The following is a 20,025-nucleotide window of genomic DNA, read 5'->3' on the forward strand; positions in this document are numbered from 1 at the left end:
ATTTCTTAATTTTGCCTTATGGAAGGAAAAACAGAACGTTCGGTATCACCATTTAATAGTGAGCTAAAGTTAAAAGGCTTTAATGTCTTTAGAATTGAGGAAGATAGTAGTGCAACTAAAATTTACAGTCGTAAAGATTTTTATAAAATTTGTCTGACTACTGGTAAGAGCATAATTCACTATGCAGACAGAAGTTACGAACAGGAAGGGACTATTCTCTTTTTTGGAAATCCCCATGTGCCATACTCTTGGGAAACAATATCTACAACTTATATAGGTTATACATGCTTGTTTTCTGAAGAATTTTTGCAATTGTCTGAGCGTACCGATAGTTTGTTGCAGTCACCTTTGTTTAAATTAGGTGGTACACCTGTTTTAAAAATAACTGAAGAACAGCGTTTATTTCTGAATGGTATCTTCGAGAAAATGATGCAAGAACAACAAACAGATTATTCTTTTAAAGATGATTTAATCAGAAATTATATTCAGTTAATTCTACATGAAGCTATGAAAATGCAGCCTTCAGAACAAGATGAAAAACACGCAAATGCTGCTTCTCGTTTAACATCAGTGTTTTTAGAACTTCTAGAACGTCAGTTTCCTATTGAAACTGCAGATTCACCATTAAAACTTACTACAGCGCAACATTATGCTGATCAATTATCTGTTCATGTTAACTATTTAAATCGTGCAGTAAAATCAGTCACAGGAAAGTCTACTTCTACACATATTACAGAACGAATAGTTAACGAAGCTAAAGCGTTGTTGCAACATACAAACTGGAATGTTAGCGAGGTTGGTTATGCTTTAGGATTTGAATATCCTACGTATTTCAATAACTTCTTCAAAAAGCAAACAGGATTAACACCAAAAACGGTTAGAGTTTAATTTGGTTTGAATTTTATAATTTTTGATTTGAATTTCGTTATCCGGTAATAGGTTAGCGAAAGTATCTTTGTACCATAGATTTGAAGTTGAAGATATGAGTGCAAAAAGCAACAATAACATTTTTGAAAGAATACTATCTGGTGAAGTCGTTCCTTTTAGTGATCCAGAATATTATAAGTTGCCTGAACAGTCAGAGCGTGCTATAGCAATTTTAGCAGATTTAAATACATCTAAAACTATTGTTGAAATCAGACAGCATTTAGGTAAACTTATCCAAAATGAAGTTGATTCAAGTACAACTATTTATACGCCTTTTAGTATCAACTATGGTAAAAATCTAAAACTCGGAAAGAACATTTTTATAAACCAAAACTGTCAAATCTTAGATTTAGGTGGCGTTACCATTGATGATGATGTAATGGTAGGTCCAAGAGTTAATCTTTTATCCGAAACTCATCCTATAGAGTCAGAATCTAGAAAAGCATTGATAGGAAAACCAATTCATATCAAAATAGGAGCTTGGATTGGCGCAGGATCAACAATATTGCCAGGTGTAACTGTTGGTGAGCATGCTATTGTGGCAGCAGGTGCTGTAGTATCAAAAGATGTTCCCGATAGAACCGTAGTTGTTGGTGTTCCTGCAAAAATTATTAAATCGATTTAAAAAACTAAAAATTATGAAAAACACTACACTTGTATTAATTGCTTCAGTATTTTTTTGCTTTCAAAGTTGTAAAAAAGTAGAAAGCAATTCTAATACAGAAGAAACCAAAGAAGTAACCACAGCAAAAACTGAAAACGAAAACTCTTCAGAAGATTTAGACTTCATTTTTCCAAAAGGTCAAAAAGGACCAGATAAAAACTTTACAGGTAACGCGTATAATTACGGAATAGTTATGGATTCAACATTAACCACAATAGTTGGTAATGTATATTTTGAACCTGGAGCAAGAAGTAATTGGCATACACATCCAGCTGGTCAAATTTTAGTAATCACTGACGGAGTTGGGTATCATCAAATCGAAGGAGAACCAATTCAAGTCATTAAAAAAGGAGATGCTGTTACTTGTCCACCAAATACAAGACATTGGCACGGAGCAAGTAAGGATAAAGCTCTTCAGCAAATGTACATTGTGCCAAATATTGAGAAAGGTATAGTCAATTGGATGGAACCAGTTACAGACGAGCAATACAATAACCTATAAATTTTTAGATATGAAAACTCAAGACAACCAAGAAAACAAAGGGCAATCTAGAAGAAATTTTATAAAACAATCAGGTGCTGTTGGCGCAGGAATGATGTTAATGGGATCAGTTCCACTATTTGCAAATTCAAAAAAATCAGAAGAAAAAGAAATTATAGACATGAGTAAAAATATAAAAACAAAAGGCTACGCAGCCAAAGATGAATCGGGTAAATTAAGTCCATGGGAATTTGAAAGAAGACCAGTTGGAGATGATGATATTTTAATCGACATCAAATTTGCAAGTATTTGTCATTCCGATATACATCAAGAAAAAGGACATTGGGGAAAACAACAATATCCTCAAGTTCCAGGACACGAAATTGTTGGTGTCGTTACTGCTGTAGGAAAAAATGTAACAAAGTTTAAAGTAGGAGATAGAGCAGGTGTTGGTTGTATGGTAGATAGCTGTATGGAATGTGAAAGCTGTACACACGGTGAAGAGCATTTTTGCGATAGAGGAGAAACTAAATTCACTTACGGAGCACCATCTGATGCGGAGCCAACAGGAATTACCCAAGGTGGATATTCTGATAAAATAGTTGTTAGAGATCATTTTGCTGTTCATATTCCAGATCACATCACTTTTGAAGAAGCTGCACCACTTTTATGTGCTGGTATTACTACATATTCGCCATTAATGAGAGCTCAATTTAAAGTAGGAGACAAAGTTGGTGTTGCAGGTATCGGTGGATTAGGGCATTTAGCAGTTAAAATTGCAGTATCTAAAGGTGCAGAAGTTTATGCGTTTACAACAACACCAGATAAAGTAGAAGACATCAAATCTTGGGGAGTAAAAGAAGTTATTGTTGTGGATGATGAATTTAAAAATATGCAAGCCTACAATAAAACTTTAGATTATATGATTTCTACGATTCCTTATCAATTTAATGTAACGCCTTACGTCATGTGTTTAAAACCTGGCGGAACGTTCACTTTTGTTGGTATGCCAGAAGGATCAGAAATCACGATCAACAACTTAATGTTAGCGTTTGCACGAGTTAATTTCAATTCATCATTAATTGGTGGTATTCCAGAAACTCAGGAAGTCGTTCACTATTGTGCCGATAATGGTATCAAGCCAAGTATCGAAATTATTGATGCCAACCAGATTAACAATGCTTGGGATAAAGTGGTTAACAAAGAAGCAAGATACAGATACGTTATCGACGCTTCAACATTTTAAAAAAGAATTAAAATAATTAAAAAAGAAAAAGAAATGATTACAAAAGAAACATATAAATTAAATAACGGAGTAGAAATTCCTAAAATAGGTTACGGAACTTGGATGATTGACAACGATGCTGTTGTTGATGCTGTAAAAACGGCAATTAACGTTGGTTACACGCATATAGATACAGCACAAGCTTATCAAAACGAAGAAGGTGTTGGTAAAGCAATTAAAGAAAGTGATGTAGCAAGAGAAGATTTGTTTGTAACAACAAAGTTAGCAGCAGAAGTAAAATCTTATGACGAAGCTGTAAAATCGATAGACGAATCTTTAAAAACCATGGGCTTAGAGTATATAGATATGATGATTATTCATAGTCCAAAACCTTGGCAAGAATTTCAAAACGAAGACAGATATTTTGAAGGAAACTTAGAAGCTTGGAAAGCTTTAGAAGAAGCTTACGAAGCAGGAAAACTAAAAGCTATCGGAGTTTCAAACTTCAAAAAAGAAGATTTAGATAACATTTTAGAAAATGCAAAAATAAAGCCACAAGTCAATCAAATTTTGGCGCACATCACAAATGTGCCAACAGATATGATTGAGTATGCAAAATCTAAAGACATTTTAATTGAAGCATTTTCACCATTAGGTCATGGCGAATTATTCAAAAATGAAGACGTAAAAGCAGTAGCAGAAAAATACGGAGTTTCTGTACCGCAATTAGCAATTAGATACGATTTACAATTAGGCTTATTACCATTACCTAAAACACAAACGCCAGACCATATGAAATCTAATATAGAAGTAGATTTTGAAATTTCTGCAGAAGATATGGAAAAGCTAAATAATCTAGAAGAAATCAAAGATTACGGAGAAGCAAGTAACTTCCCAGTATTCGCAAAATAAATTGAAATGCATCTTCTTAAGATGCATTTTTTAGTATTAAAAAACTTAAAAAGAAAACATTATGAAAATTACAAGAAATGGCGAATTGCCATCAATGAAAGGACCAGAAGATTGGTTTACAGGAGATGTCATCGTAGATCCACTATATCAAAACGTAGAAAACGTAACAAAAGGAGCAGCATCTTTAGTAACCTTTGCACCAGGCGCAAGAACCGCATGGCACACACATCCAGCAGGACAAACGTTAATCGTGCAGTCAGGTTTAGGTTGGGTACAAAAAGAAGGCGGACCAATTGAAGAAATCAAACCAGGAGACATCATTTATTTTGAACCTAACGAGAAACACTGGCACGGAGCTTCAGCAGAAAAAGCAATGAGCCATATTGCTGTTCAAGAAGAAGTAAATGGCGAAGTAGTAAGGTGGTTAGAGCATGTTACAGATGATCAATATAAAAAATAAACCATGCCACATTTTCAAATAAAATTGCTTGAAGGAAAATCTGAAGAACAAAAGCAAAAACTAGCTGCAGAAGTTATAAAAGCAGCACAAAATGTTATTGGTTTTGGAGAAGAGTCTTATTCGGTAGCGATAGAAGAGTACTCGCTTAATCAATGGAAAACACAGATTTATCCTAAAGAAATAATGGCAAAGGAAAAAGTGCTTTACAAAAAGCCTGGATATAAGTTTTAAACAATATTAATGATGAAAGAATTAGACAAAGAAGCAATAGAAATGATTTCTGAACTGAATGATTTTCATATTGCACCTTATAGAGAAGATGGAGAAACTTTTGGAACACTAACTTGGATTTGGGTTGTTGAGGTAGAAGGTAGTCTTTACGTTAGAGCTTACAATGGAGTAAATTCGATATGGTACAAGTCGGCTTTATCTCAAAAATCAGGTAAAATTAAATCTAATGGTACTGAGTTTAAGGTTCAGTTTCAACCTGTTTCAGGTGAAATAAATGATGAAATAGATGCTGCTTATAAAGCAAAATATTATAGTAGTCCATACTTGCAATCTATGATAAGCAATAGGGCAAAGGCAGCAACAGTGAAAGTCTTTTAGATGAAGGAGAAACAACAAGGATTGTTAGCGGTTTTAACAGCTAATACAATTTTTGGATTAAACATTCCTGTAACTAAAGCTTTGATGGATGCCTGGATGACACCTATGGGTTACACCATAGTCAGAATGTTTTTCGGTGTCCTCATTTTTTGGTTTAAAGGTCTATTTTTATCAAAGGAAAAAGTTGATAAAAAAGATTTTCCTATAATTTTTATTGGAGGATTAATGGGATTTATTGGAACACAATTTTTGTTTTCCCAAGCTTTGCAATATACATCACCAGTCACTTTTTCTTTGTTAATGGCGCTTACTCCAGTGGTAGTGTTAGCACTATCTACTATTTTTTTGAAAGAAGTAGTGTCAGCAAAAAAGATAATAGGTATTCTCACAAGTATTACAGGCGCTGTTCTAATTATCGTTTTAGGTGATTCGGATGGTAGCGAATCGGGTAATGCATTTTTAGGCTTATTGTTCTCAGTTCTATGTGTGCTGTGTTATGCTGGTTATTTGGTTATGACAAGAAAAGTATCTATGAAATATCAACCAGTTACTATTGCCAAATGGATGTTTTTGGTATCTGCTCTTATTGCGTTTCCTTTTAGTTTTTCTGAGTTAGACCATCAAGTCATTTTTTCTGGAGAATCAAATCTCATGGCTTATTCTTTCTTAGCATTTGCACTATTGTTTTCTACGACTTTAGCATTTTTTTTAATGCCGTATGCACTAAAACGATTAGAGGCAAGTACAGTAAGTATCTTTATGAACCTACAGCCTATTATTGCATCTATAGTTGCTGTTGTAGTAGGGCAGGACTACTTTACTTGGGATAAACCATTTGCAATGCTATTGGTTGTAATAGGTGTTTACTTGGTAACTCAAAATAAACCTAAGCGTAGAATGAACATTGAAAACTAAAGGTTTGCTCTACATATAGCTTTTATTTTATATTTAAAAACTTTTAAGGTTACTTTCTTTTCATATCTTTAATGTCCCTTAGAACATTTTCTGGTTCAAACTTTTTGTAATTCTTTTAATTGTAGAGAAATAGGTTGTATAGCTTTATGTAATTTCAATTTAAAAAGATTTATATTTTATATTTAGACATTAATTCAATTAAAATAAACCAATATCAAAATGAAGCTATTGCCAATCAATCAACAATTTAAAACAATCATTTATTGCCTTTTATTAGTGCTGTTTGCATCTTGTAGCAGTTCACCGGAAGGGCTTAAAACTATACCAGACAATACAAATGCTGTTACAGTTATAGATGTGTATTCACTCTACAAAAAAGGGAATCTTGAAGATTTAGAAGATTTAGAATTTTTTAAGGCATTTCAAAAAGAAATAAGAAATGAAGATAAAAAAGTGGCTAATTTTTTAGATGACCTTAAGGACGATCCTAGAATGACAGGAGTAGATTTTACAAAAGATGTCTTTATGTATTATATAGATGAAGGATCTGATGAGAAGTTTATTTGTGTGTCATTAGATATTAGTGACGAAGAAAAGTTTGAGGAGTTTTTAGAAGATATGTTTGATAAGGCAGGTGTAGATTTTGACATAAAAAAGGAAGATCTCTATAAATATTTTATAGTGCAAAATGAAGTTGCTTTTGCTTGGGATAGTGACAAAGCAATTATTGTAACAGCTGAGAACTGGTCGAGTAGAGAAAACCTGGATTTAGAAGTAGAAGCTTTATTTGAACTTAAGGGAAACAAACAAATAAGAGCTAATAAAGAGTTTATGACTTTTTATCACAACAAAAAAGATATCAACTTCTGGATGTCTTCAAATTTATTTGCCTCTAGCTTTTATCTTGAAGAGTTAGAAAAAGAATTAGACGTAGATCTAACCGATAACTATGTTTCTGCATTTATAGAGTTTGAAGATGATCGCATTAGTCTTCAGGGTAAAATGTTCCCAAATAAAGAAGTAAAAGAGTTGATGGTAAAGGATAATGTATGGGATCATGATTTTGACAATGATTTATTGAAATATTTACCAGAACAAAGTTTTGCAAACCTAGCAATTGCTTTTAATCCTTCAGAGAACTATAAAATAATGAAGGAGCAAGGGGAAATAGAAAGTGTTGAAAAAGAGTTTGAAAAAGAAATGGGTTTTGAGCTCGAGGATCTTGTAGAAAGTCTAGAAGGATCTATGGTTTTTAGTTTATCTAATATCGAAGAAATGAGTTACTCTTATGATACTTATAGAATGGTATATAACGATAAAAAAACAAGGCTGTACGATGCAACAACTAATGAATATTATTATGAAGGAGGTTATGAGTATAGAGATACTACAGAAACAAGAACAAAGACATTGCCAGTAATGTCTTTAGTATTTGACTTAAATTCTGATAAGTATATTAAGAAAATGATAAAGAAAATACCAGAAGGAGAGATTGAAGAAAAAGACGATTATTACGAAGTTAAGTTAGATGGTTCATACTCTGGATATTTTGCTTTTGATGATGATGCATTTTTGTTCACCAATGACAAAAAGAGTATTAGAGCATTTAAAGATGGTGGTTTAGGGTCTAACAGTTTGTCTGGTTCTTCAAAATTATCAGACTTTTCAGGAGGTGGTTACTATGCTTATCTAAACTTAAACTATGATGATTATCCTAAAGAGATAAAAAAGATGCTAAAAGAGGAGCAAAATGATAGAGAAGAGGAGATGTTTGAAATTTGGACAGATTTTGCAAGAGGAATTGAATTAAAAATGATAGATAACTTTACCTTAGAGTTTAATCTAGAAACTAATGACAATGATAAAAACAGTTTGCAACAACTACTAGAGCTTATGGATGAAAGCTTCAAAAGCTATTCTTCTCTATAGAATCTTATGCAAATACGTTTAAATAATTTAAAACCAACATACATGTCAGAAGCAGAATTAGCTGCTTCTGACATTTATTTACAAAAAGAAGTAGTCTTTGAGAAAGGCAAAAAGTACCTAATCAAAGCAAATTCTGGCCATGGAAAGTCTTCAGTATTAAACTTTATTTATGGCAGTAATCATAATTATACGGGTAAGGTTGATTACAGTAATACTGAAGCCTCTATTTTTAATTTACGCAAAACAGAAATAAGCTACGTTTTTCAAGATTTTAAGTTATTTCCAAGCTTAACTCTCTTTGAAAATATTCAATTAAAAAATAAGCTAACGCATTATAAATCTATCGAGCAGATAGATGAGTTAATAGAAAAAATGCAATTATCTCATAGACGCGACAGTTTGGTAGCCACTTTATCTCTTGGTCAGCGTCAAAGAGTAGCAATCATTAGAGCACTTTGTCAACCTTTTAATTTCTTATTGTTAGATGAACCTTTTAGCCATTTAGATAGCTCTAATATTAAAATTATAGTGCGTATTTTAAATAAAGAGTTAGAAGAACGACAAGCATCTGTTATTATAACAGCATTAGATGATTTACCTTTTTTTGAATTTGATAAAACTATAAATCTCTAGTATGCTAACTAAACTTCAAAAAAAGACCCTCGTCAAGGTTCAATTAGTAGGTTATATACTCACCTTGTTTATAGGTGTTTTTATTGTTTTAACAACGCTTCAGTTGTATCAGGATGTAAAGCCACTAATATCTGAGCAAACCGATGTTTTTAACGATAAATCTGCAGTTATTAGTAAAGAAGTGTCTGTATTTAAAAGTGTAAATAAAGACCGAATTTATTTTTCTTCAGAAGAGATAGATGAATTAAAAGAACAACCTTTTATAAAAGACGTTTCTATTTTTAACAATGCTGATTTTAGGATTAAAGCATATTCTAAACAGTCAGAGAATATTCCGCTGTTTCAAACAGATTTATTTTTTGAAAGCATTCCAGATGCTTACATAGATGTAGAATCAGAAGATTGGATTTGGGGAGAAAATGATGAGGTTGTACCTATTATAATTCCAGAGAATTATCTAAAATTATACAATTTTGGTTTTGCCGAAAGCCAAGGGTTGCCAGTCTTATCTAAGAACACTATTTCACAAATAACCTTTAACTTAAAGGTGATTGGAAACTTTAATAGCGAAGTGTATAAGAGTAGGATAGTAGGCTTTTCTAATAAGATCAATTCTATTTTAGTACCACAAACGTTTTTAGAATATGCAAACAACAAATTTGGCCGTTCAAAAAAATCAAGGATTAGTAGGTTGTTGGTTACATTTAATAATCCTACCGACGAAAGAATTTTACAATTTTTTAATGAGAACAATTATTCTATCAATAAAGATAAATTAGAATTCAGTAAGCTTTCGTTTTTCTTCAATTCTGCATTGGTATTTGTAATAGCAGTAGCACTAATAATACTAGTCCTTTCCGTAGCTTTTATTTTATTAAGTTTTAATTTAATAATACAGAAAAACAAAGCTATGATTTCAAATCTTGGTGCTATTGGGTATTCATACAAATCAATATCAAAGTTTTATCAAGTAGTTATTTCAGTAGCAACAGTATTAGCTATAGTTCCTGCCATTATCCTAGGGATTTATGTAAGAAACGTATACTTAGAAAAAATAGATACGTTGTTTCAGTTTTCTGAAGAAGGTAGTTATATAACTGTTTTTGGTGTCACTATTCTTTTGACACTATGTGTAGTATATGTATTTATTATACTTAGAAAAATAAAAGCTATTGTTATGCCGAAATAATAGTTAGGGGCAATTTCATAGATTTTAAAATTAAATAATTAAATTAAAAAACGGTTTAGCCTGAGCTAAACCGTTGATTTTATATAATTTAAGATTTTGTAGCGAGATCGAGATTTGAACTCGAGACCTCCGGGTTATGAATCCGACGCTCTAACCAACTGAGCTACCTCGCCATTTTTGCGGTTGCAAATATATAAACAAAATCTAGTACCACAAACAATACATTCTAAAAAAATATTTTTTGTCTAAAGTTTTGAATTGTATCATAATTGCATATATTGAGCAAATAATTAAATGCTTCTATGGACGATAAAGAAAAATACGAAATGGAGTTTGTAATTCAAGCATCTCCTTCTTTAATATACCAATATATATCTACACCTTCTGGGCTCTCTGAGTGGTTTGCCGATAATGTAAATTCACGTGGTGAGCTATTTACATTCATTTGGGATGGCTCTGAGGAACAAGCTAAATTATTAACTAAAAAGAGTGGTGAACGTGTAAAGTTTCGTTGGGTGAGTGATGAAGAAGATGGTGCAAGCTACTATTTTGAAATTAGAATACAAGTGGATGAGATTACCAAAGATGTCTCTCTTATGATAACTGATTTTGCTGAAGAAGATGAAATTGATGAAGGCAAAATGCTTTGGGATAATCAAATATCAAGTCTTAAACAAGTTTTAGGCTCAAGATAACAAGTAACTAACTCAACTATTATATCTTTGTCTCGGTTTAATTTAACACTAAATCGAGACTTTTTTTATGGTAAATTTTAATGGAAGCCTTATAGACTCTGCAGAATCTTTTTTTACTTCAGAAAACAGAGGTTATAAGTACGGAGATGCGCTTTTTGAAACTCTTAAAGTAGTTAATGGTAAAATCTTTTTTTGGGAAGATCATTACTTTAGACTCATGGCATCAATGCGTATAATGCGTATGGATATTCCTATGAATTTTACAATGGAATTTTTAGAAGCTGAAATTCTAAAAACAATAGAAGCCAACAATCTATCAAATACTTCAGCCCGAGTACGATTAAATGTTGACAGAGGTGAAGGTGGTAAATATCTACCGGGAAAAACATCAAAAGTAGCTTTCAACATTGTAGCAGATACTTTTAACGAGCCTTTTTATTCAGTTAAAGATGAGCAAACTTATGAAGTAGATTTGTACAAAGACTTTTTTATAGCACCTGGTTTGCTTTCTGGTTTAAAGAATAACAATAAAGCTGTTCAGGTTATGGGAAGCATATATGCACAGGAGAATGATTTAGAAAATTGTTTAGTTCTGAATACCAATAAATCTGTAATAGAAGGTTTAAACGGGAATTTATTTTTAGTTAAAGGTGATAAAATTAAAACTCCGCCACTTGAAGATGGTTGTCTAAAGGGTGTGATGCGTAAGCAAGTTTTAGAAATTTTATCTAAAGATGTTAATCTTTATACTGAAGAAGCTTCAATTAGTCCTTTTGAACTTCAAAAAGCAGATGAATTGTTTATTACCAATGTTATTAAGGGTATAGTACCTATAACAAAATATCGTAAAAAAACTTATGGATGCGAACTTGCTAAAGCACTAACAAATAAATTAAATGCTAAGATACGCTTAGGAGCTTAATTGTAACTAGGATTTTCTGGTGCGTTAGACCATATTTTATATTCGCCACCAAGCTCTAGCATTTTTTCGCGCCAAAAAGAATTGCACGATTTAGATATAATCTCATTATTGTAAATGTTTTCGGAGACAAGCCAAGCATTAGATTCTAGCTCATTGTGTAATTGCTGTTCTGCCCAGCCAGAATAGCCTAAAAAGAATCGAATATCATTTTTAGTTATTTTATTACTATTAATAAGGTCTAAAACCACATTAAAATCACCTCCCCAAAAAATACCATTAGATATCTCTATGCTATCAGGAATTAATTCGGGTGATTTATGAATAAAATACAAGTTGTCTTGTTCAACAGGACCTCCATTGTAAACAGTAAAATCTGAGTCTGTGCCTTCTATTAGATCTTTTAAGTTATATTCTAAAGGTTTGTTTAATATAAACCCAACAGAACCTAAAGCATTATGATCTGCTAATAGGATCACTGCTCGGTTAAAAGAAATATCTCCGATAATGGATGGTTCTGCAATTAGTAAACTGCCTTTTTCGGGTTTATTCATATTTAAAATTCTCTTAAATCTTAACTAAATCTAGAATTTTTTTATCACTTAAACAACTTAAACGCACTAAAATTAGGGCAAAAAAAAGCCTGCTCATTGAGCAGGCTTAATATTTTAAGAAAAAAATGTCTTAGTTTACAGCGTTGCTTAAGTCAGAACCAGCCTTAAACTTCACTACATTTTTAGCTTTAATCTTGATAGTTTTACCAGTTTGAGGGTTTCTTCCATCTCTAGCAGCTCTTCTAGAAACTGACCAAGATCCAAATCCTACTAAAGAAACTCTGTTTCCTTTTTGTAAAGCTCCTTCGATGTCAATTAACATAGAATCTAATGCTTTTTTTGCAGCTGCTTTAGTAATTCCAGCATTCTCTGCCATACCATTGATTAAATCTGTTTTGTTCATAAATTTTAAATTTAAATTGTTAAATATTCAGTTTTTAAAAAAATGTTTTTTAAAAATCCGTACACAAATTTATCAGTAATATTAAGCCACGCAAGTAATAGCAAGGGAAATCGGCGATTTTGTTAATAAATCATCCCATTTGTTAATAAAGCACTGCATTTTATCGGATTTTTCACTATCTCAATGATAACAAGGCTTTACAGAAGTTTTGCGTTTTTCGAGAATTCAAAACCATTTAGAAGAGATTTTATATCCATTTTTCGCTTACCAGGTAACTGCATTTCTTTAACTTTTACGTAACCTCCTTGGCATGAAACTTTTAGTTCTGTTTTATCAGAAAAAATTAATCCTGCTTCAAAATTATGAGTTTCATATTCTTTTTCTACACCATAAAGCTTAATGGATAAAAGGTCTTCTTCATTATTATCTAGATAACACCAAGCTGTTGGAAAAGGATTTAATCCTCTTATCTTATTATATATGGTATCTAAATCTTTAGACCAGTCAATTTTACAATTATCACGATTGAGTTTGTAAGCTGTTTTTAAATCTTCTGATTTTGGCTGTATAGTTGTGGTTATATCTCCTTCTTCAATGCGTTGCACTGTTTTTATCACAAGATTACTTCCGATAGTCATGAGTTCATCGTGTAGCTCTCCGACTGTAGTGTTTTCACTAATGTCTGTTTCCTCACTTAGTATTATGGCACCTGTATCAATTTTTTCATCTATAAAAAATGTGGTGACTCCGGTTTTCTTCTCACCATTTATAATGGCCCAATGTATTGGTGCTGCTCCTCTGTATTGTGGTAATAAAGATGCGTGTAGGTTAAATGTACCATATTCTGGCATTTGCCAAACAACTTTAGGTAACATTCTAAAAGCAACAATAATTTGCAGATTGGCATTAAGAGCTTTTAATTCTTCAATAAAAGATTCGGCCTTAAGGTTTGTAGGTTGAAGAATATTCAGATTATGTTTTAGTGCAAACTCTTTTACTGCTGAAGCCTTTAATTTCTGACCACGACCTGCTTTACGATCTGGTGCTGTAATAACTCCTACCACATTGTAATCATTTTCTAATAGTGCTTTTAAAGTGGCAACTGCAAAATCTGGCGTTCCCATAAAAACAATTCTTAAATCGCGTTTTTCTGTCATATTAATGTGTAAGTGTTTGAGTCTGTAATTTTAATTTTTTTTGTTTCAATGAGGGTTTTAAGAGCCGCTATTAATGTGCTTTCTGTACAGTTAATGGACATTATTAATTGACGCGAAGATAGATCTTCCTGTGCTAAAGCCATAAGTATTTGTTGGGTTAAGTTAGAGGAACTAATTTCATTGTTTGACTTATCCTTAACACAAACCGAACAGATTCCGCAATTATCTTTTGATTTTTCTCCAAAGTATGCTAATAATTGTCGGTTTTTACAGACAGTATCATTATTAACGTAATTTATAACAGCTTCAACCTGTTGATGCTTCAATTGGTATTGTTGCTTTATAGTTTTAATTATAGGATTTATAGTAATATCATCTTCTCGAGGTTTTAAAAAAGTGATTTCAGAGTCTGTATTCGCCATTTCAAGACTAATAACTTCATCTTTTTCTAATAGTTGTAATTGTTGAATCACCTTTTTTTCAGGTAAACTAGTTTTATCAATAACCAAGTTGAGATTCACTTTAGTATCGTAATCAAAAATGCCACCATAAGTTCGGAGTAACACTTTAACCAAGGTGTTGAGTTCTAAATGACGTTCTAAATATTGGAATAAAGCATTGCTGGTAATTAAAAACTGAATCTTAGTCCTAAAGTTAAAATGCTGCGTTAGGGCTATGATTGAGTTACGATCTAAAACTGTGAGTGTATTATATGTTATGCTAGGATTAAGTTTATAGGTGCTACAAAATGTTTTAAAATCGAATTGATACGTGCTGTTTTCTCCTTCACCATAAGCTATTTGAAAATAGTTGCATAACTTTTTGTATATGTTCTTTACATAGTCAGTAGATGGTAAAGTGCTTAAAAATTGATTTTTTAAATGTTCCTCATCAATATTTTGTTTTAGTATTATGGCATTTGCTGACTGACCATTTCTACCAGCTCTACCTGCTTCTTGATAGTAACTCTCTAAACTTTCGGGTAAATTATAATGTATAACATTTTTTACGTTAGGTTTATCAATTCCCATACCAAAAGCTGTAGTTGCTACCATGATGAGTTTCTGCTCACTTAGCCAAAATTGTAATCGTTCATTTTTTTCTTTATTGGTTATGCCGCTATGATAGAAAGTTGAAGAAAAGCCTTGTGCCTCCAAGTAGTTACTAATGTCTTTTGTAGCACGTCTGTTTCTAACATAGATGATAGAACTTCCTGGATTTTTACCTAATGTATGTTTTAACTGAAATAATTTGTCTTCAGTTTCAACTACCTGATATGCAATGTTTTTTCGTGTAAAAGATGCTTTGTAAATTTTTGGTGCAACAAAATCTAAATTGTTAACAATATCATCTATAATGCTGTATTTGGCAGATGCGGTTAATGCAATACAATTAACTTGAGGGTGAAGTTCTCTTAGAGTTGAAATATGCTTATAAGCTGGTCTAAAATCATTTCCCCATTGACTAATACAATGGGCTTCATCTACAGCTATTAAATTTACTTGCATAAGTTGCAAACGCTCTTGTACTAATGGTTGTTGTAAGCGCTCTGGTGAAAGGTATAAGAACTTGTAATTGCCATAAATACAATTATCTAGTTGTGTGTCCAAGTCTTTGTAAGACATGCCAGATGTTAATGCAATGGCTTTAATACCTTTTTGTTTTAGCGTATTAACCTGATCTTTCATTAAGGCAATAAGTGGCGAAACCACAATGCAAATACCTTCTTTCATCATTGCAGGAACCTGAAAACAAATTGATTTTCCTCCGCCAGTTGGTAGCAAAGCAAAGGTATCTTCATTTGCTAATACAGAATTGATAATGTCTTCCTGTAAGGGTCTAAAAGAAGTATAATTCCAGTAACGTTCTAAAACTTCAATAGCATGCATTACTACAAATTTAAGACCTCTAAGATAAAATCAGTCCTTTTTTCTATAGTTTCAAAGGGTACATCAATTAATTGATAACCAAATCTCATATATGTTTTTAGTAAATGATGATGAATTTCTATGGCTTGTTCAAAATTCTCGTAGCGCTCACTATCGCTAGTAAAAATTTCTTGCCAAGGCGCTAACACAAAAACAAAATCGTAATTATTATTTTGTGAGGCATCATTAAAATATTGAGGATACGTGTCACCTATATAATCCATATAAGCCAAAATGTCTGGTATTCCTCTATCTAAAAAAACAGCACTTACGGTTTCTTTAGAAGCATCATTATATTGTTTAAGTCTACCTTCTAAAAGTTTTTCACTAAACAGCAAAGGTTCTGTTAGGAATAATTGTTCTATCCCATCTTTCCTTGCTTGTAGCGTCACTTCTCTAGAGATTTCATCATAGCACAAAAAACCACGATGTTTTAAATGATTGATTATTGATGATTTTCCGGTACCAGGACCACCTGTGATAACGATTTTCTTAGGACTCAAATTGGCAGTATTTTTGCAGTAAAAATCGTGATAAAATATTAAAACCAAAAATGTAAAGTAAGATGTATCTTTGCATTAATAAAAATTGATAATGGACAAGAATAAAAAATCAGAAGAGTTTTACAAAAAGTTAAAGTCACAATTACAAGATACAGCTCTTTGGCCAACGGAATATTTATATAAGTTTATAGTTACTTCTGAAGCTTCAAAAATAGAAGAAGTAAAGGCATTATTTAATCATTTGGGAGCAGTAATTAATACAAGACCATCTAAAAATGGTAAATACACCAGTGTATCTGTTTATGTAAGAATGAAAAATCCTGATGCAGTTATTGCAAAATATAAAGAAGTAGGTGAAAAAGTTGAAGGCGTAATTTCTCTTTAAAATTTCCTTGAACCTAGCTATTTTTTTGTACTTTGCGACAAAACCGAGAAACTTCAGGTTTATATAATTTACTACACATTTTTACATTTTGATTGATAATTTAGAATACAACACAGAACGCGAACATTTGATAATTCCTGAGTATGGTCGTCATTTACAAAAAATGATTAATCATGCTAAAACGCGAGAAACTAAAGAAGAACGTAACAAATTAGCAAAAGCCATTATTTCTGTAATGGGCAATCTACAGCCACATTTAAGAGATGTGCCAGATTTTCAACATAAGTTATGGGATCAGTTATTCATTATGTCAGATTTTGAATTAGATGCTGATTCACCCTATCCAAAGCCATCGCGTGAAGAATTAACGGCAGGTCCAGATCCTCTAAAATACCCACAGAATCATCCAAAGTATCGTTTTTATGGTAATAATATAAAAACTATGATAGACGTTGCATGTACTTGGGAAGAAGGAGATATGAAGGAGGCATTGATTTATACCATTGCAAATCATATGAAAAAATGTTACCTCAATTGGAATAAAGATAGTGTTGAGGATACAGTGATTTTTGATCATTTGTATGAATTGTCTAATGGTAAAATTAACCTGAAAAATAGTGAAGAAGACCTTAGTGATTCATCTAGCCTTATGCGTACAAAATCTAAGTATAGTAATAAAGGAGGAAAAAAATCTAAAAAGAAATATTCTAACAATCGTAAACGTTACTAATAACGATGAGTACATTTAAAATCGAAGGCGGACACCAATTAAAAGGGGCAATTAAGCCACAAGGTGCCAAAAACGAGGCCTTACAAATCCTTTGTGCAGTATTGTTAACTTCAGAGACTGTTACAATTAATAATATTCCAGATATTATCGATGTTAATAAGCTGATTGCCTTATTAAAGAAATTAGGTGTAAAGGTTGAAAAACTCGGAAAAGGCTCATACAGTTTTAAGGCTGACGACGTTAATTTAAAGTACTTAGAATCTGCTGAATTTAAAGAAGACGGAAGAGGTCTTAGAGGTTCAATAATGATTGTTGGTCCATTATTAGGTCGTTTTGGTAAAGGTTATATTCCAAAACCTGGAGGTGATAAGATTGGTCGTCGTCGTTTAGATACCCATTTTGAAGGTTTTATAAATCTCGGCGCTAAGTTTAGATACAACAGAGAAGATTATTTCTATGGTGTAGAGGCAGATGAACTACAAGGAACCTATATGCTTTTAGACGAAGCTTCTGTCACAGGAACAGCAAATATTGTTATGGCTGCTGTTTTAGCAAAAGGTCAAACAACAATTTACAATGCTGCTTGCGAACCGTATTTACAGCAGTTGTGTAAAATGCTAAATAGAATGGGTGCCAAAATTTCGGGTATTGGTTCTAATATGCTTATTATTGACGGTGTAGAACGTTTAGGTGGCACAGAACATAAAATGCTGCCAGATATGATAGAAATTGGTAGTTGGATTGGTTTAGCTGCCATGACTAAAAGTGAGCTAACCATAAAAGATGTTAGTTGGGATGATTTAGGACAAATTCCATCTGTATTTAGAAAATTAGGAATCACGGTAGAACAGCAAGGAGATGATATTCATATTCCTGCACATACTGATGGTTATCAAATTCAGAATTATATAGATGGTTCTATATTAACCATTGCAGACGCGCCTTGGCCTGGTTTTACACCAGATTTACTAAGTATTGTTTTGGTAATAGCGACTCAGGCAAGAGGTGAGGTTTTAATACATCAAAAAATGTTTGAAAGCCGTTTGTTCTTTGTAGATAAGCTGATAGATATGGGAGCAAAAATTATACTTTGCGATCCACACAGAGCAACTGTTATAGGACATGATTTTAAGTCACAATTAAAAGCAACTACAATGACGTCTCCAGATATTAGAGCTGGTATTTCATTGTTAATTGCGGCATTATCGGCAAAAGGAACATCTGTCATTCATAATATAGAACAGATAGATCGTGGTTACGAGGATATAGATGAACGTCTTAGAGCTATTGGAGCTAAGATAGAACGTGTTTCTGGTAATTAGGACTTATAAAATATAAGAGATTAAAAGCTTCAAATAATATTTGAAGCTTTTTTTATAAAACAAAACCCTGAAAATCTTTCAGGGTTTTAAAATTGTTTATTGAAATGGTTATTTCTGTTAAGACATTATGTCTTAATTTTTGTAACGCTAAGATTTTCAGTTTATTGTGTAAAGCTGTAATTAATTTAATGCTGCCTTATATGTAGCTAAACAACGCTCACGTGCCTCTTTATGATCTACCATAGGTTTAGGATACGTTAGCTCTTGATATTCTGGAACCCATTTTTTAATGTATTTATGATCACTGTCAAACTTTTTAATCTGAGAAGTAGGATTAAAAATTCTAAAATATGGTGCAGCATCTACACCAGAACCAGCAACCCATTGCCAGTTGCCAACATTACTTGCCATTTCGTAATCGTGTAACTTTTCTGCGAAGTAGGCTTCGCCCCAACGCCAATCTATAAGCAAATGCTTGCACAAAAAGCTGCCAACCAACATACGTACTCTGTTGTGCATAAAGCCAGTTTCGTTAAGCTCTCTCATTCCAGCATCAACTAAAGGATAACCCGTTTTTCCTTCACACCACTTTTTAAATTCTTCTTCGTTATTTCTCCATTCAATCCTATCGTATTTTGGTTTAAAGGCCTTATCTACTGTATGTGGAAAATGCCATAAAATTTGCATAAAAAACTCGCGCCAAATTAACTCTTGCCAAAATATTTCGTTGTCCTCAGCGATAGCTTTTTTTACCATTTTACGAACGCTTACTGTACCAAATCGTAGGTGAGGACCTAAACGTGAGGTTCCATCTTTGGCAGGAAAATTTCGAGTAGCCTCATAGTCTTGTATTAAAGTTGGTGTAACATCATACGGAGCTATTTCTTGATCTGATTTTTGAAATCCAATATCAGATAAACTTAAATTTGCTAATCTTGTATGCTCAATAAGATTATCTAAATAAGAATTGGTATAGTAAATCTTTAAATCAATACTCTTGAATTTTTCTTTCCAAGTTCGCATGTACGGAGTGTACACAACATAAGGATCGCCATCTTTTTTTACTACTTCATCTTTTTCGAATATGACCTGATCCTTAAAGGTTTTAAATTCAATATTTTGTGATTCTAAATACGATTGAACCGCTTCATCACGTTCCTTAGCGTAAGGTTCGTAATCATGGTTGGTGTAGACTGTTTTAATTTCAAATTCTTCAGTAAGTTGCTTATAGATATCTAATGGTTTGCCATGATATATGGCTATGCTACTATTATGTTCATTCTGAAGCGTATTTCGCATCTCTTGCAACGTTTCATGAATAAAAGTAACACGAGCATCATCCTTAGGCAGTTTATCTAAAATTTCAGAATCGAAAATAAATAAAGGTAAAACAGGATATTCTCCTTTTAAGGCTTCATAAAAACCTACGTTGTCGTCTAATCTTAGGTCTCTTCTAAACCAAAATATATTTACTGTTTTGCTCAT

Annotated in this window: 23 protein-coding genes and 1 tRNA gene; 17 read left to right on the forward strand and 7 right to left on the reverse strand. The window is 32.5% G+C overall.

All coding sequences use genetic code 11. The annotated features are described in order from the left end of the window. The first annotated feature begins 18 nt into the window (after positions 1–18). The 12 genes from V1468_RS10415 (at position 19) to V1468_RS10470 (ending at position 9,944) form a co-directional block, all read left to right on the forward strand. Positions 19–888 carry a helix-turn-helix domain-containing protein gene (locus V1468_RS10415; RefSeq protein ID WP_331810181.1) on the forward strand — a complete coding sequence of 290 codons (870 nt, stop codon included), beginning with the start codon at positions 19–21 and terminating at the stop codon, positions 886–888. Between the two features lie 67 nt (positions 889–955). Beyond that, on the forward strand, positions 956–1,552 hold the full coding sequence (locus tag V1468_RS10420) for a sugar O-acetyltransferase (RefSeq protein ID WP_331810182.1): 597 nt from the start codon (positions 956–958) through the stop codon (positions 1,550–1,552). 13 nt (positions 1,553–1,565) lie between these two features. Next, entirely contained in the window at positions 1,566–2,093 is a 528-nt protein-coding gene (locus tag V1468_RS10425; RefSeq protein ID WP_331810183.1) for a cupin domain-containing protein, read from the forward strand. Between the two features lie 10 nt (positions 2,094–2,103). Next, complete coding sequence (locus tag V1468_RS10430; protein ID WP_331810184.1) at positions 2,104–3,318, forward strand: alcohol dehydrogenase catalytic domain-containing protein; 1,215 nt, start codon at positions 2,104–2,106, stop codon at positions 3,316–3,318. A 33-nt stretch (positions 3,319–3,351) separates the two neighbouring features. Next, positions 3,352–4,209 carry an aldo/keto reductase gene (locus V1468_RS10435; protein ID WP_331810185.1) on the forward strand — a complete coding sequence of 286 codons (858 nt, stop codon included), beginning with the start codon at positions 3,352–3,354 and terminating at the stop codon, positions 4,207–4,209. Positions 4,210–4,270: 61 nt separating this feature from the next. Beyond that, positions 4,271–4,669: a (R)-mandelonitrile lyase gene (locus tag V1468_RS10440; protein WP_331810186.1), complete on the forward strand. Its 399-nt coding sequence runs from the start codon at positions 4,271–4,273 to the stop codon at positions 4,667–4,669. 3 nt (positions 4,670–4,672) lie between these two features. Further along, a complete protein-coding gene (locus V1468_RS10445; protein WP_331810187.1) occupies positions 4,673–4,900 on the forward strand; it encodes a tautomerase family protein in 228 nt (75 codons plus the stop codon). Between the two features lie 9 nt (positions 4,901–4,909). Then, positions 4,910–5,278, forward strand: coding sequence for a DUF2255 family protein (locus tag V1468_RS10450; protein ID WP_331810188.1), 369 nt, complete (start codon positions 4,910–4,912; stop codon positions 5,276–5,278). Beyond that, on the forward strand, positions 5,279–6,193 hold the full coding sequence (locus V1468_RS10455; RefSeq protein ID WP_331810189.1) for a DMT family transporter: 915 nt from the start codon (positions 5,279–5,281) through the stop codon (positions 6,191–6,193). 219 nt (positions 6,194–6,412) lie between these two features. After that, a complete protein-coding gene (locus V1468_RS10460; protein WP_331810190.1) occupies positions 6,413–8,122 on the forward strand; it encodes a DUF4836 family protein in 1,710 nt (569 codons plus the stop codon). Positions 8,123–8,164: 42 nt separating this feature from the next. Continuing rightward, the gene (locus tag V1468_RS10465) at positions 8,165–8,755 is read left to right on the forward strand and encodes an ATP-binding cassette domain-containing protein (protein WP_331810191.1); all 591 of its coding nucleotides are present in this window, start codon (positions 8,165–8,167) and stop codon (positions 8,753–8,755) included. Position 8,756: 1 nt separating this feature from the next. Then, on the forward strand, positions 8,757–9,944 hold the full coding sequence (locus V1468_RS10470; RefSeq protein ID WP_331810192.1) for an FtsX-like permease family protein: 1,188 nt from the start codon (positions 8,757–8,759) through the stop codon (positions 9,942–9,944). Positions 9,945–10,043: 99 nt separating this feature from the next. Here V1468_RS10470 and V1468_RS10475 read toward each other — a convergent pair. Continuing rightward, positions 10,044–10,117, reverse strand: a tRNA-Met gene (locus V1468_RS10475). Positions 10,118–10,246: 129 nt separating this feature from the next. Between V1468_RS10475 and V1468_RS10480 the strand changes: the two genes are divergently transcribed. Both V1468_RS10480 and V1468_RS10485 read left to right on the forward strand, forming a co-directional pair. After that, positions 10,247–10,639, forward strand: a complete 393-nt coding sequence (locus V1468_RS10480; RefSeq protein ID WP_331810193.1) for an START-like domain-containing protein — start codon at positions 10,247–10,249, stop codon at positions 10,637–10,639. A 67-nt stretch (positions 10,640–10,706) separates the two neighbouring features. Beyond that, positions 10,707–11,561, forward strand: a complete 855-nt coding sequence (locus tag V1468_RS10485) for an aminotransferase class IV (protein WP_331810194.1) — start codon at positions 10,707–10,709, stop codon at positions 11,559–11,561. On the opposite strand, the gene V1468_RS10490 is transcribed toward V1468_RS10485, so the two are convergent. From V1468_RS10490 to V1468_RS10510, 5 genes are all read right to left on the reverse strand, one after another. Then, positions 11,558–12,112 carry a YqgE/AlgH family protein gene (locus V1468_RS10490; RefSeq protein ID WP_331810195.1) on the reverse strand — a complete coding sequence of 185 codons (555 nt, stop codon included), beginning with the start codon at positions 12,110–12,112 and terminating at the stop codon, positions 11,558–11,560. The genes V1468_RS10485 and V1468_RS10490 overlap by 4 nt on opposite strands. A 130-nt stretch (positions 12,113–12,242) precedes the next feature. After that, complete coding sequence (locus V1468_RS10495) at positions 12,243–12,515, reverse strand: HU family DNA-binding protein (protein ID WP_076620986.1); 273 nt, start codon at positions 12,513–12,515, stop codon at positions 12,243–12,245. Positions 12,516–12,712: 197 nt separating this feature from the next. Next, positions 12,713–13,672, reverse strand: coding sequence for a methionyl-tRNA formyltransferase (fmt, locus tag V1468_RS10500; protein WP_331810196.1), 960 nt, complete (start codon positions 13,670–13,672; stop codon positions 12,713–12,715). Further along, positions 13,669–15,561, reverse strand: a complete 1,893-nt coding sequence (locus V1468_RS10505; protein WP_331810197.1) for a RecQ family ATP-dependent DNA helicase — start codon at positions 15,559–15,561, stop codon at positions 13,669–13,671. Before V1468_RS10505 ends, fmt begins: the two co-directional genes overlap by 4 nt. A 2-nt stretch (positions 15,562–15,563) precedes the next feature. Beyond that, entirely contained in the window at positions 15,564–16,103 is a 540-nt protein-coding gene (locus V1468_RS10510; protein ID WP_331810198.1) for an ATP-binding protein, read from the reverse strand. Between the two features lie 91 nt (positions 16,104–16,194). Between V1468_RS10510 and V1468_RS10515 the strand changes: the two genes are divergently transcribed. The 3 genes from V1468_RS10515 to murA all read left to right on the forward strand — a co-directional run bounded on the left by V1468_RS10515 (position 16,195) and on the right by murA (position 18,540). Further along, the gene (locus V1468_RS10515; protein WP_331810199.1) at positions 16,195–16,488 is read left to right on the forward strand and encodes a DUF493 family protein; all 294 of its coding nucleotides are present in this window, start codon (positions 16,195–16,197) and stop codon (positions 16,486–16,488) included. An 88-nt stretch (positions 16,489–16,576) separates the two neighbouring features. Next, positions 16,577–17,218 (forward strand): DUF4290 domain-containing protein, encoded by a 642-nt coding sequence (locus V1468_RS10520; RefSeq protein ID WP_331810200.1) that lies wholly within the window; start codon positions 16,577–16,579, stop codon positions 17,216–17,218. Positions 17,219–17,223: 5 nt separating this feature from the next. Continuing rightward, positions 17,224–18,540, forward strand: a complete 1,317-nt coding sequence (murA, locus tag V1468_RS10525; RefSeq protein WP_331810201.1) for a UDP-N-acetylglucosamine 1-carboxyvinyltransferase — start codon at positions 17,224–17,226, stop codon at positions 18,538–18,540. A 180-nt stretch (positions 18,541–18,720) separates the two neighbouring features. On the opposite strand, the gene V1468_RS10530 is transcribed toward murA, so the two are convergent. After that, positions 18,721–20,025 carry a cryptochrome/photolyase family protein gene (locus tag V1468_RS10530; protein WP_331810202.1) on the reverse strand — a complete coding sequence of 435 codons (1,305 nt, stop codon included), beginning with the start codon at positions 20,023–20,025 and terminating at the stop codon, positions 18,721–18,723.

The organism is Winogradskyella poriferorum, assembly GCF_036553625.1.
GTDB classification, from domain to species: Bacteria; Bacteroidota; Bacteroidia; order Flavobacteriales; family Flavobacteriaceae; genus Winogradskyella; species Winogradskyella poriferorum.